The sequence below is a fragment of the Paraburkholderia sp. J12 genome, from assembly GCF_905220215.1.
Taxonomy (GTDB): Bacteria; Pseudomonadota; Gammaproteobacteria; order Burkholderiales; family Burkholderiaceae; genus Paraburkholderia.
The window spans coordinates 479,244-494,498 of sequence record NZ_CAJMZC010000003.1 but is presented as its reverse complement, the minus strand read 5'-3'; the positions used below and the strand labels follow the sequence as shown (position 1 = coordinate 494,498).

The window sequence follows — 15,255 nt, the reverse complement described above, 5'->3', positions numbered from 1 at the left end:
ATGCAACGTAGTCTAGGATGGGTTTATTGTTCTAATAAGCCGCCTTATGGCTGATGACGTATCCTTAAATTCAGGACAATCCATGCACCGAACAGGAATGACCGAACTGGAAGTGGTTCTGGCCGTTGCGCGCCGCAACAGCTTTCGTGGCGCAGCGCAGGAACTGGGCATGTCCACCACGGCCGTCAGCAGCGCCGTCGCCGGGCTGGAGGCGCGCCTGAAGGTGCGTCTTTTCAATCGCTCGACGCGCAGCGTTGCACTCACCGATACGGGCCAGCGCTACGTGGAACGCATTGCGCCGGCGCTCGCCGAGATCCAGAGCGCCGGCGAAGAAGCCGGTGCCGGTCTCGGCGTGCCCAGCGGCACACTGCGCATCAATGCCCCGCAGAGCGCGGCCTACCTGTTGCTGGAGCCGCTCTTCAACGAGTACGCGCAGCGCTATCCCGGGATACGGATCGACATCGAGAGCGAGTCGCGCATGGTCGACATCGTGGCCCAGGGATTCGACGCTGGCATTCGCCTCGCCGAGTCCGTGCCGCAGGACATGATCGCCGTGCCGCTCTCGCGCGACATCCGCATGCTCGTCGTGGCAACGCCCGAATACCTGGCGCGCCACGGCACGCCCCGGCACCCGCGCGATCTGCTCAAGCACCAAAGCATCGGCATGCGCATGTCGCACGGCGGCATCTATCGCTGGGAACTGGAGAAAGGCAGCAAGAAATTGCAGATGGATCTGCCCGTGCGCCTGGTGCTCAACGAAATGCCGGCCATCAAGCAGGCGGTACTGCTGGGATTGGGCGTCGGCTTCATCTCCGAATGGTTTATCGGGGAAGAACTGAAAAGCGGTGCGCTGATACCCGTGCTCGTGCCGTGGTGCCCATCGTTTGGCGGATTGCGGCTCTATTACTCCGGCCATCGCTTCATGCCCGCGCGGCTACGGGCACTGATCGATCTGGTCCATGAGCTGAACCTGGCTGGCGCGCCGTTGCGAGACACCCGGGCAAACTGAACTGATGCGAACGCCAGGCTCTGTCATGTTGGTGCGCCTGTGGCACGCACTCAAAACCTCACGCGCAACTGAAAGCCGATAGTGAACGGCAGATCGTCGGAGGGAATCGGCGGAATGACGATGAAGTTCACGCCCACGCGCTTGTATGCCGTCATCAGGATAGGCGCCGCAACGGGGCCGATCGTGTGATTGCGGCCGAGGCCCCAGTCGCCGTAGTTGTAGCCCGAGATAATGCCGCCCATCGCGGCGAGGCGCACAAAGCCCCAATGCAGGAACTCCGGCGCCCATACGGCGCCGCCGTAAAACGAAGGCCGCCGCAACGAATTGCGAAAGCCGCCTGCGGTGAGCGCCCAGGTATCGCCCGGCCAGCATTCCACGCCGAGGCCGGGATTGAACTGCTCGAAGTCCTTGTCGGGATGGATGTGATACGAGCCCGCCATCGCGTCGACCCACAGGCCGCCGCTACACCAGTCGGTGGCGTGCGCACCGGCCGCCGTGCCCAGCAACAGCGCACCGGCCGCCGCTATTCTGATTGTCTTTATCGCTGCCGTGCCGCCGTGCTTGCGCCAGAAACGCATGGGTCTCCATCCTCGCTCGTGCCGTTTGCTTGCCTGGGTTTGTGGGATTCAGGTCATGGCGCACTGTACCGCAACTCGATGCCCCTGCAATGGAGGTCCCGCCCGGATGCCGGAACGGGCCACGCGGACAGCCGGCGCCGCCCGCGATTATGCCCGCCCTGTGAGTCGAGACCATGAACGAGGATGGCGCGCGCTTCAGAGACCGAGGTCGCTCAGACCAGGATGATCGTCGGGACGGCGCCCCTGGGGCCAGTGGAAGAGCCGCGCTTTCTCCTCGATCGGCAGATCGTTGATGCAGGCGAAGCGGCGCGCCATCAGGCCATTGCCGTCGAACTCCCAGTTTTCGTTGCCGTAGGAGCGGAACCAGCTGCCGGAATCGTCGTGCCATTCATAGGCGAAACGCACCGCAATGCGGTTCTCCGTGAAGGCCCACAATTCCTTGATCAACCGGTAGTCGAGTTCGCGCGCCCACTTGCGCGAGAGAAACTCGACGATGGCCGCGCGGCCCGTGACGAATTCCGCACGGTTGCGCCAGACGCTTTGCGGCGTATAGGCCAGCGAAACGCGCTGCGGATCGCGCGTGTTCCAGCCGTCCTCGGCGGCTCGCACCTTCTGGGTAGCGGTTTCACGCGTAAAGGGCGGCAGCGGCGGACGGACTTCGGCAACATCACTCATCATCTTTCTCCAGGGAACGGGCGGCACGCCGGGCCGGCGGCCGCGCACGGTGGGGACTGCGCGGCGCGGTCGCGCCTGGCAGCGTATCGAGCAAGGGTTTTGCGGCGGCGCGGGCATCGAGCGCAGCGTCGGCGTCGCCGCTCACGAGCGCCACGCCAATCGCCCCGTCCATCAGGATCAGCCACTGGCGCGCAAGGCGTTCGACATGCCGGCGCGCCGCGCCGCGTTCGGCAATCAGTGCATCGCACTGTTCGCGCACGAAGTCGAGAAGCCGTTCCTTGTGCTCGCGCGCAACCACGCGAATGGGATCGTCGGGCGAGGCGATTTCCCCCGCGGCATTCAAGAACGCGCAGCCGTGAAAGCCCTCGGAGGCGAACCATTCGCGCAGCACGTCGAACATGCCGAAGAGCCGCGCTTCGGGCGACGCCCCGCGTTTGAGCGTGCCTTCGATGAACCAGCGCATCCAGCGTTCGTCGCGCCGCGCGAGCGCCGCGGCCACGAGCGCATCCTTCGATTCGAACCAGGTGTAGAAGCTCTTGCGCGCGGCACCCGCCTCGCGAACGATGGCATCCACGCCGGTGGCATGAATGCCGCCGGCATAGATCAACGCCTCGGCGGCCTCAAGCAGGCGTTCGCGGACATCGGATTGGGCGCCGCCGGAAGCGGCCTGGCTAGAGAGACTCATTGCGGTGTGCTCCACGGCAGAACGAGGTAGAACGATCATTCTCCATGACTGCAATGTAGAACGATCATTCTCCCAAGTCAAGGGAAAATCCCTGTGCCGCGTGGGGGCATGTCGGGAATAGCCGGCCTCGCAGACGCGTTAACATCGAGCGACGAAGGAGAGGCCATGACAGGAAAACGCGATTGGACAGCAAGAGGAAGGGCGGTGTGCGCGGCGCTCGGCGTAGCGGGGCTGCTATGGGCCTGCACGCCGCTGCGTGTCGTCACCCATAGCGTGAGCAGCGTCGAAACGGCCGTGCCGCCGGGCCGCTACGAACTCGACCCGCATCACTGGAGCGTCGTGTTCGACGTCGACCATCTGCATTATTCGCGCTTCGTGATGCGCTTCGACCGCGCGAGCGCCCACCTCGACTGGCAGCAGGCCGGCGGTCTGGAGAATGCGGTTGTGAATGCGTCCATCGACGCAGCCAGTCTCGACACCAACGTGCCGGTGCTGGACCGGATGGTGAAGGGATCGCAGATGCTGGACGTGGAGCACTATGGCGAGATCCGCTTCGCGAGCACGCATTTCGAGCGCACCGGCGAAGGACGCGGCACGCTCACCGGCAACCTGACGATACATGGCGTCACGCAACCGGTAACGCTGGACGTGACGTTCAACGGCTACGCGCCGAATCCGCTGACGAAGCAGCCCACCGTGGGTTTCTCGGCGAGCGGCCATTTCAGCCGCGCGAAGTTCGGCCTGACGACGTGGTTCCCCGCGGTCGGCGACGAGATCGACGTCCGGATTCAGGCCGAATTCGAGCAGCCGGCCGCGGGAACGTGAAGCCCGGCGCTCAGGCCGTCCAGTCGAGAATGACCTTGCCGCTCTCGCCCGAAAGCATCGCGTTGAAGCCCTTCTGATAGTCGTTCACGCTGAAGCGGTGCGTGACGATGGGCGAGAGGTCGAGCCCGCTTTGCAGCATGGCCACCATCTTGTACCAGGTCTCGAACATCTCGCGCCCGTAAATGCCCTTGATTTCCAGGCCCTTGAAGATCACCTGGTTCCAGTCAATGGCGGTCTGCGCCGGCGGAATGCCGAGGAGCGCGACCTTGCCGCCGTGGTTCATCGCTTCGAGCAGCGCCGTGAACGCGCTCGGCACGCCGGACATTTCGAGGCCCACGTCGAAGCCCTCGGTCATGTGCAGGTCGCTCATCACGTCGCGCAGGGATTCGCGCGAGACGTTGACGGCGCGCGTCGCGCCCATCTTGCGGGCGAGTTCCAGGCGATAGTCGTTGACGTCGGTGATCACCACGTTGCGCGCGCCCACGTGCTTCGCGATCGCCACGGCCATGATGCCGATCGGCCCCGCACCCGTAATGAGCACGTCCTCGCCGACGAGATTGAACGAGAGCGCCGTGTGCGTGGCATTGCCGAACGGATCGAAGATCGCAGCGAGATCGTCGGAGATTTCGGGCGGAATCTTGAACGCGTTGAAGGCCGGAATCACGAGGTATTCGGCGAACGCGCCTTCGCGGTTCACGCCCACGCCCGTGGTATTGCGGCACAGGTGGCGGCGCCCCGCGCGACAGTTGCGACAGAAACCGCAGGTGATGTGGCCTTCGCCGGACACGCGGTCGCCGATATTGAAGCCGCGCACCTCCTGGCCCATTTCGACGATTTCGCCCACGTATTCGTGGCCGACGTGCATCGGCACAGGAATGGTTTTCTGCGCCCAGTCGTCCCACTTCCAGATATGAATGTCGGTGCCGCAGATCGCGGTGCGATGAATCTTGATCATCACATCGTTGTGGCCGACTTCGGGCTTCGGTACGTCGGTGAGTGTCAGGCCCGGCGCGCGTTCGAGTTTGGCGAGTGCTTTCATTTTATTCAGGATACCTTATCAGATTACGCCGAGCTGCTTGCCGACGCGGGCGAACGCCGCGACCGCGCGTTCGATCTGTTCGGGGGTATGCGCGGCGCTCATCTGCGTGCGGATGCGCGCACGCCCCTTCGGCACCACCGGATACGAGAAACCGATCACATAAACGCCTTCGTGCAGCAACGCGTCGGCCATCTTCGAGGCAACCAGCGCGTCGCCGAGCATCACGGGAATGATCGGGTGCTCGCCCGGCACGAGCGTGAAGCCCAGCGCGCTCATCTCGCGGCGGAAGTGCGCGCCGTTGGCCCGCACGCGCTCACGCAGTTGCGCGCCCTCGTCGCTCGCAATCAATTCGAGCACCTTGAGCGATGCCGCAGCAATGCTCGGCGCGAGCGTGTTCGAAAACAGATACGGGCGCGAGCGCTGGCGCAGCAGCTCGACCACTTCCTTTTTCGCCGCGATATAGCCGCCCGACGCGCCGCCCAGCGCCTTGCCAAGCGTGCCCGTGATGATGTCCACGCGCTCGGCCACCCCGCAGTGCTCGGGCGTGCCGCGTCCGTGTTCGCCGATAAAGCCCACCGCGTGCGAGTCGTCCACCATCACGAGTGCGCCGTAGCGCTCGGCGAGGTCGCAGATGCCCTTGAGGTCCGCGATGATGCCGTCCATCGAGAACACGCCGTCGGTTGCGATCAGCTTGTAGCGCGCGCCGGCTTCGTCGGCTTCGCGCAGCTTCGCTTCGAGATCGGTGAGGTCGTTGTTCTTGTAGCGGTAGCGGCGCGCCTTCGAAAGCCGCACGCCGTCGATGATGCTCGCGTGATTCAGTTCGTCGCTGATGATCGCGTCTTCTTCGCCGAGCAGCGTTTCGAAGAGGCCGCCGTTGGCGTCGAAGCAGCTCGAGTACAGAATGGAGTCCTCGGTGCCGAGGAACTGGGCGATTGCGCTTTCGAGCTGCTTGTGCACGGTCTGCGTGCCGCAGATGAAGCGCACCGACGCCATGCCGAACCCGTCCCGGTCGAGGCCGTCTTTCGCCGCCGCGATGAGCCGCGCGTCGTCCGCGAGGCCGAGGTAGTTGTTGGCGCAGAAGTTCAGCACGCCGCTGCCATCCGCAAGACGGATCGCCGACGACTGGGGCGTGGCGATCACGCGCTCGCTCTTGTAGAAGCCGTCGGCGCGGATCTGCGCGAGCGTGGCGCGCAGATGCTCGAGATAGGGGGTTCGCATGGGTCTAGCTCCTGACAATCCGATACTGGGCGATACCGGGATGGGCTGGCGCCTGCTATAGTCGCCGTCAGCTTTACCGGAAATTTTCGTTTTTTCGAACTTGAGTTCGATATGTCGAACAAACTCTAAACGATGGGGCAGTAAATGGCAAGCACCCGCAAACCGCGCACGGCAACCCAGACGGCGCCCCAGGAGACGACGGGCACCGCGCCCGCCGCTGTATCGGGCACCGCTTCGGCCCCGGCATCGGCCACCGCCGCACCGGTGGCGCCGCCGCGCGTCGGCGAGCAGATCCAGCGGCTGCGCAACGAACGCCGGATGACGCTCGACGACCTCTCGCGCGCGGCGGGCGTGTCGAAATCCATGCTATCGGAAATCGAGCGCGACAAGGCGAACCCGACCATCGCCGTGGCGTGGCGACTCACCAATGCGCTCGGCGTGAAGCTCGACTCGCTCTTCGCCGCGCCGAAGGCACCCGACGCGATTGCCGTAGCCGGCCCCCACGACATTCCGACACTGCTCGGTCAGGACGCCGGTTACCAGCTGCGCGTCTGGGGGCCGATCGAGCTCGCCGGCCACTTCGAATGGTACGAGCTGACCCTGAAGCCCGGCGGTGCGCTGGTGTCGAACGCCCACGAGCCGGGCACGCGCGAACATCTCACGGTGTTGCAGGGCACCATCGACGTGGAAGCGGCGGGGTCGGCGCAACGCCTGAAGGCCGCGGACACGGCGCGCTACATCGCCGACCAGCCGCATGCGATCCGCAACGCCGGCAAGGGCGAGGCGCGGGCGCTCCTCGTCGTGATCCACGGCTGAGGCGGTACCGGCCGCACAAAAAGCAGGCTGCGCAGCCGGCTCCGATACTGTATATTTATACAGTTCCAAGATCGACTGGAGCAGCCATGCCGACCCCCAACGAACAGGATCTGGCCGCCTTGCGTTTTCAGGCGGCCGCGCGCGACCTCGAACACGTCGTGCGAAGCATTGCCCAGCGCTACATCGCCCAGGAGGTGCCGCTCACCTGGCGGCTCCTGCACGCCATCGAAGCCGAAGCGCTCGCCGACCTCGGCTTTGCGAGCCGGCACGACGCCATCATGCTCGGGCTCTTTCAGCGCCCGGGCGAACTCGCTTACCCGGAAACCGACGATCCCGTGGATTTCGGCCGGTCGAACGCGTTGCCTGCCGTATTTGCCTTCGCGGTTTCCGCCTATGAGCGTGCAGCGCAAAGCGCCGATGCGGCACGCCGTGCCACCCAGCGGAAAAACGCGCCGCGGCGCCCGCGCGCCTGGGGCGGCTAGACAGACCAGACCGCCGGATCTTGCCCTTGCCCTCGCCGTAGCGCCAGGACATGCCGCCCGAAGCACGCGCTTCCCGCTACAATCCAGACTGCTAATGCAACTAACGGAATGAGAGTGATGGCGTCTTCCCACCCTCCACACGATCTCTTCGACCAGCAGCGGGCAGACTGGCAACGCGATCCGGTCGGCGCCTTCGATGCCTGGCTCGCTTCGCAACAGTTCCGCCATTCGTCTGCGGACGTGTACCGCGTTCAGTGGGGACGCTTTCTCGAATGGATGGCGCTGCGGCACAAGACGATACTGTCCGTCGACGCCGGCACGATCTCCGAATTCGTTGCCGGACTCGACGTAAAGAAGCCGCAGCGGCTGCGCTACCTGCGGCTCATCGAACGCGTGCTCGACCATGTTCGGGAAATCGAACTCGCCTCGACCAATCCGGCACGCTTCATCGCGCAAGACGGCGAGGCCGCCTGGCGCAACGCACGGGAAAACGAGCCGACCGGTTTTCTGGATGCGACCGAACGGGCGGCGATACTTGCCCAGCTGTTCGCGCCGCTCGAAGAACAATCGGCCGCGAAGCGCTGGCGTGAACGCCGCGACCGGGCGCTCGTCGCCGTATTTCTCGGCGCGGGTCTCAAGACGGGCGATGCGCTTGCGCTCACGCTGGACTGCGTGAAGCCGGGTTCGGAATGGCTCACCATCGAAGCCGACAATCCGCTTTTCACGCGCGTTACACGGCTCGCCCCCTTCGCCGTGGATGTCCTCGGCGCCTGGCTCGAAGCGCGTCAGCGCGCGGACCTGCCGGGGCAACTCGTTTTTCCGGGCTCGCCGTCGGGGCGGCCGATGCACAAGGCGACCGTGCTGCGCGCGGTCGACGCGATCGTGGAAACGAGCGGTGTGGGCGAGCGGCGCGCGGAACGGGCGAGTCCCCAGACGCTGCGCAATACCTATGCGGCTGATTTGTTCGAACGCGGAGTGAGTGCCGAGCAGGTGGGGCAGTGGCTCGGATTCATGCAGCCGATTTCGGCTGGTCGGCTGCATCGTGCCTGGCGTTTATGGGCCGAACGCGAGGGCGGCGCGCCCCATGCCGACACCCTGCCGGGTTCGGCCTGAGCGCCGCCACGTGGACCCCGGCGCTGCCTCGGCTCCCGTATAGCCTCACGTGAAGTACGAGGCCTGGCTCCCGTAACCGCTCACCTCAAGCCACTTCGGATGCGCGGTTGCCCGACAGAAAGCGGCTGACGACAGCAAGCCGCGATACGCCCGTTCCGGACGTGTGCTCGCACTCGGGACACGAGAGTTCGTAACCGTCGCCCGCCTGGGAAAGCTCGGGTTCCCCTTCCTGACATTTCGGGCAATGCGCCGGCAGGCTGACATGGCCGTCGACGACCGTGCCGAGCCGGCCGAGTTCTTCATCGCTGAGCCGGCCGGCCGTGGCCAGCGCGCACAGCACTTCCGCCACGGAAGCATCGATGCCTTGCTGGGCGCGCAGGGCGTTGACCTGGCGCGTGAGGAGATCCACTTCGTCCGAGCGTTCGCGCGACAGCGCGTCGAGCCGGTCGGCGCGCGCCTTGGCCGTGGCCAGTTGCTGGATGAAATCGAATTCCTTGCGGCTTGCCTCGCGCTGCGCCGTTTGCCAGGTGGACGACATCGTGCGCAACGAATCGAGCTCGACCAACATGGGTTTCACACGCCGCTCCGCTTCGGCGAGCGCATCCTTGATCTGCTGGGCGTAGTGCTCGGTGCTGCGGCGAAGGTCGTCGTGCAAGGTATCGATCCGATCGCGTAATCCGGCATTGGTCGCCTGTTCGGCCTCGAGCCGCCGGGTTAGCACATCCTTCTCCGCCTCGAGGCGGTGCACATTACTTTGCAGGCTGTCCTGATGAACCGCGCCATGAGCCGACGAGGCGGCGAGCCGACTCTCCAGTTCGCGCACCTGGGTCCAGGCGGCTTCCGTGCGCGCTTCGCTGCGCTGCAGGAGTTCGGCGGCGGCGGCATTGCGCGCCTCGGCGTCGCGCAGCGTCTGGTCGGCCGCGTGCCGTTCCGATTCGACTTCGCCACGTTCCGCTTCCAGCGCCTCGCGGGCGAGCACCTGAGCTTCCTGGAACAGGGCGCCCAGCAATTCTCCCGCACGCTCTTCGAGCAGGGGAGGGATGGCGCCGCCGCCGATCCGGACTTTTGACGCCGTCCGGATACGCTGCCAGAACAATTCGATGTCTTTGGGAATGTCGCTCGCACTGCCCGTCTGGGTCAGGTCTCGCACGGCGGCCATCGAAGGCCGGATGCCATAGTCGAAAAAGAGGCGCTTGCAGGCATGGAGCGAAAGCTCCTGACGTCGTGCCCCGTCTTTACGCAGGGCTTCGAGCTCGTTGCGGAGGGTCTGGCGGTCTTCGTCTTGCATGGTTGTTATCTCGAGACAAGGCAGAATGGCTGGATAATAACAAATTACGTATTGTTTGATACGTTTTTGCTTCTACCCAATGCGCTCTTGCTTCAACACTCGTCTAATTGAGCTGAATCCCATATCTGAGACTATCTCGCGTTTCAAGACCGTGAAACAAATCGAAGTTTGTTTCATAACCCATTGTAAATGCATGGGTTTCGTCTGTGGGCAGAATTTTGGGGCGTGTTTCACGGTATTTGAGACAGGTAACCATGCCGCAGGTTGGTGGGAGAAAGGGATATTTCCGGGGACTCGCGGGGTTGTTGTGCTTGAGAGTAATAAAAGTAAACACCCTTGATACCTGTTAAAAACGTTAACGCCACGGCAAACCCTTACCAGGCAAGGGATACAGCGGGGTCGGGTGAAGCTTTACGGGATGTCGGGTGAGGAACTGCGGGATAGGCCGGTGACGGGGTTCGGGGAGGCCGGTGAGGCAGTTCGGGAAAGGACGTGAGCGGCTTCAGGAGCCGGGCGATTCTTGACTTCAGGGCAAGGGTGAGCGATTACGGGAGCCAGGGGCGTGGGATCGCCGGTGAGCCGGCGATGCGTGGCGATGTTGCATGAACTGCAACGGTGAGCGGATTCAGGAGTGTCATTACAGCGGATTTTGGGCGGAAAACCAGGCGCTCTGGAGAGGCAGGTGAGCCGAACCGGGAAAGAAAGCCCGCTCAAGGTGAGGTTTTTCAGGAGCGAATGGCCGATTTCAGGCCTGCGGGGCCTCCTGGAGCGCTTAAGGTGAGACTTTACAGGGGCATTAGGCGCGACCGGGAGGGCAGGCTTGGGTGGCCAATTCTGGTTTCAACCTCGATTACCGGGCTTGAAGTGAGATTTTTCGGGAACAGACGGCCTTTTGCCGGATGGAGTCGAAAATGCCGATGCGATGCCGGCTGTATCGCCTTGAGGTGAGCTTCTTCGGGAGCCTGGAACCCGTATCGAAAACGCTTGGGTGAGGTTTTTCGGGAGCAAGTTGGTGTTCACTGACCCGGAAACACCGACAGGACGGGGCTGATCTGGATTGCCTGTCTGGTTTTTGATTCTCTGAGGTGAGGCTTTTCGGGAGTGTGACGCCACCCAGGATTTTCCGAAGGCAAACGACCGTCTCGGCTAACGGTGAGTCTTTTCGGGGACCAGTTGGCGTGTTGCGGTACGAAAGAGGATGTGGATAAGTCACGGAATCTATTGGACTTTTCCCTGGTCTTGCCAAAAGGTGAGTCTTTTCGGGAAGAGGACAGTGCGTGCACGACTTCTCAAAAGGGGAGCTTTTTCGGGAGTGCTAACGCGCCTTTTCTCGACGGCGCTTGGAGCACAGCCCCATCGTGCGCTACCTGCGGCGACACGAATGGTGAGGTTTTACGGGAGGGGAGCGACGAAGGTGAATGCTACCGACAGAACGACGAGGGGAAGTGGGACGCTTCGCGGGTAGAAAAGACCTTCAAGGGCCGCGACAACGCGGGTTGTTGCGGTCGTTCGCCCCAGACCCTGTAGCCGCCAGGGGATCCTGCGGCCCGACCCGGTGCAGTTCCGTTCACACGGCACCTGCCGGGGCTCGTGCGCCTGGGTGGCGTTGTACGCGTTCCCGTCGCCCCGTTGCATTTCGGTGATGTCGTCAGATTTTTTTGAGGTGAGATGATACGGGAGCGACCGGAAAGCCTTGCGGCACTGCAGGATCGGGGCCTGCCGTGCCGATGGCCTAGCCCGTCAAGCCTGCGCGATATCGGCCTGGCGACCAAGGGTGAGTCTTTTCGGGAACACCGGGTGGTGAGTCGCACACCGATCGACCGCATCACCCCCAACGGTGAGAGCGTCCCTATAGACGCCTATCACCACAGGCGGTATCCTTTCGCGAAAATCTCTCCTCGACCCGACGCATGGCCACCAAGCGCGTGAAAAAAACCGATGTGGTAAGCCCCAGTTCGGCGGAATTGCGCAAGGCCGTCGAGGCGATTGCGATTCAGCCGAAGAGCGGCAAGATCACGCTGCTGACCCGCAAGCTGTTCAATGTGCTGCTCGCCGTCGCCCAGCAGGCCGACGAATCGGGCGACACGTATCGCGCACTCCTCTCCGATATCGTCGCCAATTCCGCTTTCGATTCCAACGACACGGCACTCGTCAAGGAACATCTGCGCCGCATGGTGTCGGTGCAGGTCGAATGGAGCCAGGGGACGTCGAGTCAGAAGCCGGGGCGCAAGTGGGGGATCTCGACGCTGATCGCCGATGCCGAAATTCTCGAAGATCCCGCAACACGGCGCGTCTGGGTGGAATTCTCGTTTGCGCCGAAGATCAAGAAGAAACTGCTGGATCCGGTCCAGTACGCGCGCCTGAGCCTTCAGTTCCAGAGCCAGCTGCGCAGCAGCGCGGGCCTCGCGCTCTATGAGATCTGTGTGCGCTATCTGACGAATCCCAGCCATCTCACCATGCGCGAGACCTGGGAGTGGTGGCGTCCGATCCTTTCGGGTACGCCGGATACCGAAGCCGGCGACGAGGCGAAGCGCGAATACAAATACTTCAAGCGCGATTATTTGCGTCCGGCGATTGCGGAAGTCAACGCCGTGACGAATATCTTCGTCGAGCTCATCGAGCATCGCGAAGGCCGTCGAGTGGCCGAAATCCAGTTTCGCGTCACTGAGCGCAAGCAGCCCATGCTCGCGCTCGACGAGCACCCGAACGTGTTCGACAGCACGCTCGTGGATCGCATGGTGAAGATTGGGATTCCGCTGAAGGAGGCCCAGTCGCTTTATGCCGATAGCGAAGAAAACCGCATTCGCGCCGCCCTGCAATTGACCGAGCAGCGTATGCGTAGCACCAGCCTGCCGCCGGTGCGCAGTGCCGCGGCCCTGTTCAAGGACGCGCTGAAGAAGGGCTATGCCCCGCCGGTCGAAGCGGCCGAGTCGGGCGGTGCGGTGAGCGGCAAGGGCGGCCCGGCGCTGTCGGCGAACGATCCGAAAGCGCGCCTGCTCGACGAGTATTCGGCATGGCGGCGCAAGGAAGCCCGCGCCCTTTACGACGAGCAGGGTGAGCTGGAACGGGAGCTGGCGCGCCAGTCGTTCGAGAGCGACGAACTGCCGGGGATGGGGGCGCATCTGCGCGACGACTGGCGCCGTCGCGGTATCGAATCGAAGCTGAGCGAAACTGCCTTCTTCGACTGGCTGGCCCGCAAGACCTGGGGTGAGCCGACCGATGGCGATCTGCTCGCCTTCACGCTGAGCCAGTCACGCGCTGCGTGAGCGCGCTGAAAACGACCGGGACTGAATAGTCACACCGCCGTTGCCGGGCAATCCGGCCACCCGGCCGTGGCGAGCCGGCTCCCCGATGATCTCCAGCCCGCCGCGGCTGGAGATCGCTACCGAAGTTTTTCCCAAACGATCTATTTGGCCTGCAGGATCTGTTCGATCTGATGCAGGATTTCGTCGCGCCGGTCCTTCGAGAGACCTTTCAGGCGCAACTCGATCCGATCGTCGCCATAGGATTTCAGGTCGCCGACAGCGACCCCGTCGAGCTTGATCTCGAGGCGTTGCGCGTAACGCTGCCGCCCGGCCGGCTTCGGGCTTTCCTGCGCGCTCGACCGACCCTTGACGATGTCGGCAACCTGGCGGGTGCTCAGGTCGTCGGCGAGAATCCGGTTGATGAGCCGCAGCGTGGCTTCGGTGCCGCGCGCGCCGTGATAGCGGCCCACCTGATATGCCATGTTCGAGCCGAACCGGTCGGGCCGGGCGACCATCTCCTGCATGACGGCTTCCGGAAGCTTCCCGATGGAGAGCGCTACGGCCACCGTCGATTCATCGAGTCCCAGATGATCGGCCAGTTCACGCTGGCTCTGGAAGAACTTCTCTTCGATGAAACGCTTCCACACCACGGCGTTATCGAAAACGGTCTGCGAGTCGCGCTGAACGTTGAGGTCGTAGCCGAGTTTGTAGCTTTGGATGCCGATGGGCAGATCGACGACGATCGCCTTCACCGTTTCCTTGTTCGCTTCCTTCAGTGCCCGGACGCGTCGTCCGCCGTCGCTCACGTAGTAGCTGCCCGGCGTCGCGTAGTCGGGAATGACGTGGATGGCTTGCTGCTGTCCTTGCTTCGCGAGATTGACGGCGAGTTCGGCAATCGACGACTTCAGATAGAAGTGACGGGGATTGAAGGGGCTAGGCTTGATGGCCTTGAGCGGCAATTCGATGATCTGGCCGGGCCGATACGCATGCTCGACACGCCACGCGCGATAGGCCGCGGATTCGTTTTCGACCGGCTCGACCGGGGGCTCTGCCGGAACCCGTGTTTCGACGGCCGGCTGGCTCGAGCGGCCGGTCACGGGCCGCGCCGCTGCCGGTTTGTCCTCAACGAGCCCGTCGATCGCATTGAGCCGATCGAGTGCCGTACGCTTTTCGCTGCTGGTAGTGTCAGGCCGCGCCTGAAAGCCTTTGGCAAATTGGGAGGGTTTCATTCAGCGTCCTTTATGCGCATAAAGTCAGGGGAGCATCGCCGCGATTTCGTCGGCAACGGCGCGCACTTCAGTCGCGGCGAGTCGTGCGCCACGATCGTTCATTTGCAGAACCGTCTGGCCGAGCGCCATGGCCTGCTTGTACGCTTCGCGAGTGGGAATTTGCGTCCGGAGCAGCGGGAAGCCGAGTTCTTCCAGTGCGCGCTTGAGTTCGCGCGTCAGCATGCGTTTCTCCTCGGTCTTGTTGAGCAGGAAGACCGCGCGCAGGTCTTCGTTCATGACCTGGGCCTGCTGGATCAGCTTGACGAGGCCTACACTCGACCAGTAATCGGCCGGGGAAGACGACGTAGGTACCACCGCGACCGACGCTGCGAGTAGCACGACACCCGATACCTTCTCGGTGATTGACGGCGGGCAGTCCACGACGATGATGTCGTAGTCGCCGATGAACTTCTTGATCTCCCGGTGGATCTGGCCACCGGCCTCTGAGAGATTAACCACGGGAAACGGGATCCCCGCTTCTTCGTCTCCCGAAGCACTGGCCCAATGGACCAGCGTATTTTGGCCGTCTGCATCCACCACGAGCACGCGCTTGCCCTTCTCATGGAATGCAGCGCCGAGATGCATCGCGATCGTGCTCTTGCCGACCCCGCCCTTCTGCTGCGTGACTGCGATTATCTCTGCCGCCAATTGGTTTTCTCCTTATTGCGAATTGCTTGAGATTCTACCTGGAATGAATTTCAATTCAACGATTTTCGTCGTATTGAAGTGACGAATTGGCCGTTCGGCCAGGTTTATGCGCATAAAGGTTGCGCAGGGTCGCTGGGACGGGCTGGGGGGCGTCGTATGGGCATCGAATCTGGGGGAAACGGCCAGCAGCATCGTCCTGCATCACAGCGACCCGCCTCGCCTTTATGCGCATAAAGTCCGTCGCTTCAAGCCGAAATGTCCGCCCGATAAACATGAGCCTGTGAACCGTATCGACAGGGCCGCCATCTTCCCGATCGCACCGCGTGCGAACAAACCCACTGCTTGTGAGGCCGGCTTCGAACTGTC

General features: G+C 63.3%; 13 protein-coding genes and 2 pseudogenes. 6 read left to right on the top strand and 9 right to left on the bottom strand.

The genetic code is table 11. The features are described 5' to 3' along the window. Positions 1 to 82: 82 nt before the first annotated feature. On the top strand, positions 83 to 1,009 hold the full coding sequence (locus U5760_RS11000; RefSeq protein ID WP_322011686.1) for a LysR family transcriptional regulator: 927 nt from the start codon (positions 83 to 85) through the stop codon (positions 1,007 to 1,009). Between the two features lie 50 nt (positions 1,010 to 1,059). Here U5760_RS11000 and U5760_RS10995 read toward each other — a convergent pair whose 3' ends face one another. The 3 genes from U5760_RS10995 to U5760_RS10985 all read right to left on the bottom strand — a co-directional run bounded on the left by U5760_RS10995 (position 1,060) and on the right by U5760_RS10985 (position 2,947). Continuing rightward, positions 1,060 to 1,587 carry a hypothetical protein gene (locus U5760_RS10995; RefSeq protein ID WP_322011685.1) on the bottom strand — a complete coding sequence of 176 codons (528 nt, stop codon included), beginning with the start codon at positions 1,585 to 1,587 and terminating at the stop codon, positions 1,060 to 1,062. Between the two features lie 195 nt (positions 1,588 to 1,782). Beyond that, the gene (locus U5760_RS10990; RefSeq protein WP_322011684.1) at positions 1,783 to 2,262 is read right to left on the bottom strand and encodes a nuclear transport factor 2 family protein; all 480 of its coding nucleotides are present in this window, start codon (positions 2,260 to 2,262) and stop codon (positions 1,783 to 1,785) included. Then, positions 2,255 to 2,947, bottom strand: coding sequence for a TetR/AcrR family transcriptional regulator (locus tag U5760_RS10985; RefSeq protein ID WP_322011683.1), 693 nt, complete (start codon positions 2,945 to 2,947; stop codon positions 2,255 to 2,257). The genes U5760_RS10990 and U5760_RS10985 overlap by 8 nt, the downstream gene beginning before the upstream one ends. A gap of 165 nt (positions 2,948 to 3,112) precedes the next feature. Between U5760_RS10985 and U5760_RS10980 the strand changes: the two genes are divergently transcribed. Then, entirely contained in the window at positions 3,113 to 3,772 is a 660-nt protein-coding gene (locus tag U5760_RS10980; protein ID WP_322011682.1) for a YceI family protein, read from the top strand. A 10-nt stretch (positions 3,773 to 3,782) separates the two neighbouring features. Here U5760_RS10980 and tdh read toward each other — a convergent pair whose 3' ends face one another. Both tdh and U5760_RS10970 read right to left on the bottom strand, forming a co-directional pair. Next, positions 3,783 to 4,811 carry an L-threonine 3-dehydrogenase gene (gene tdh, locus U5760_RS10975; protein ID WP_322011680.1) on the bottom strand — a complete coding sequence of 343 codons (1,029 nt, stop codon included), beginning with the start codon at positions 4,809 to 4,811 and terminating at the stop codon, positions 3,783 to 3,785. An 18-nt stretch (positions 4,812 to 4,829) separates the two neighbouring features. Further along, positions 4,830 to 6,029 carry a glycine C-acetyltransferase gene (locus U5760_RS10970; RefSeq protein WP_322011679.1) on the bottom strand — a complete coding sequence of 400 codons (1,200 nt, stop codon included), beginning with the start codon at positions 6,027 to 6,029 and terminating at the stop codon, positions 4,830 to 4,832. Positions 6,030 to 6,173: 144 nt separating this feature from the next. Here U5760_RS10970 and U5760_RS10965 point away from each other — a divergent pair, with 144 nt between their 5' ends. The 3 genes from U5760_RS10965 (at position 6,174) to U5760_RS10955 (ending at position 8,440) form a co-directional block, all read left to right on the top strand. Next, positions 6,174 to 6,845: a helix-turn-helix domain-containing protein gene (locus U5760_RS10965; RefSeq protein ID WP_322011678.1), complete on the top strand. Its 672-nt coding sequence runs from the start codon at positions 6,174 to 6,176 to the stop codon at positions 6,843 to 6,845. A gap of 86 nt (positions 6,846 to 6,931) precedes the next feature. Next, positions 6,932 to 7,327, top strand: a complete 396-nt coding sequence (locus U5760_RS10960; RefSeq protein WP_322011677.1) for a DUF2471 family protein — start codon at positions 6,932 to 6,934, stop codon at positions 7,325 to 7,327. 117 nt (positions 7,328 to 7,444) lie between these two features. Next, a complete protein-coding gene (locus U5760_RS10955) occupies positions 7,445 to 8,440 on the top strand; it encodes a site-specific integrase (RefSeq protein ID WP_322011676.1) in 996 nt (331 codons plus the stop codon). A gap of 85 nt (positions 8,441 to 8,525) precedes the next feature. On the opposite strand, the gene U5760_RS10950 is transcribed toward U5760_RS10955, so the two are convergent. Next, positions 8,526 to 9,728, bottom strand: a complete 1,203-nt coding sequence (locus U5760_RS10950; protein WP_322011675.1) for a DNA-binding protein — start codon at positions 9,726 to 9,728, stop codon at positions 8,526 to 8,528. A 1,910-nt stretch (positions 9,729 to 11,638) separates the two neighbouring features. Here U5760_RS10950 and U5760_RS10945 point away from each other — a divergent pair. Continuing rightward, positions 11,639 to 12,994, top strand: a complete 1,356-nt coding sequence (locus U5760_RS10945; RefSeq protein ID WP_322011674.1) for a replication initiation protein — start codon at positions 11,639 to 11,641, stop codon at positions 12,992 to 12,994. 140 nt (positions 12,995 to 13,134) lie between these two features. On the opposite strand, the pseudogene U5760_RS10940 reads toward U5760_RS10945, so the two are convergent. The 3 genes and pseudogenes from U5760_RS10940 to parA all read right to left on the bottom strand — a co-directional run. Continuing rightward, a pseudogene (locus U5760_RS10940) lies at positions 13,135 to 13,995 on the bottom strand (ParB/RepB/Spo0J family partition protein); the annotation flags it as partial. Between the two features lie 92 nt (positions 13,996 to 14,087). Further along, a pseudogene (locus tag U5760_RS31645) lies at positions 14,088 to 14,202 on the bottom strand (chromosome partitioning protein ParB); the annotation flags it as partial. 24 nt (positions 14,203 to 14,226) lie between these two features. Further along, the gene (gene parA, locus U5760_RS10935) at positions 14,227 to 14,889 is read right to left on the bottom strand and encodes a ParA family partition ATPase (RefSeq protein WP_028226940.1); all 663 of its coding nucleotides are present in this window, start codon (positions 14,887 to 14,889) and stop codon (positions 14,227 to 14,229) included. Positions 14,890 to 15,255 lie beyond the last annotated feature (366 nt).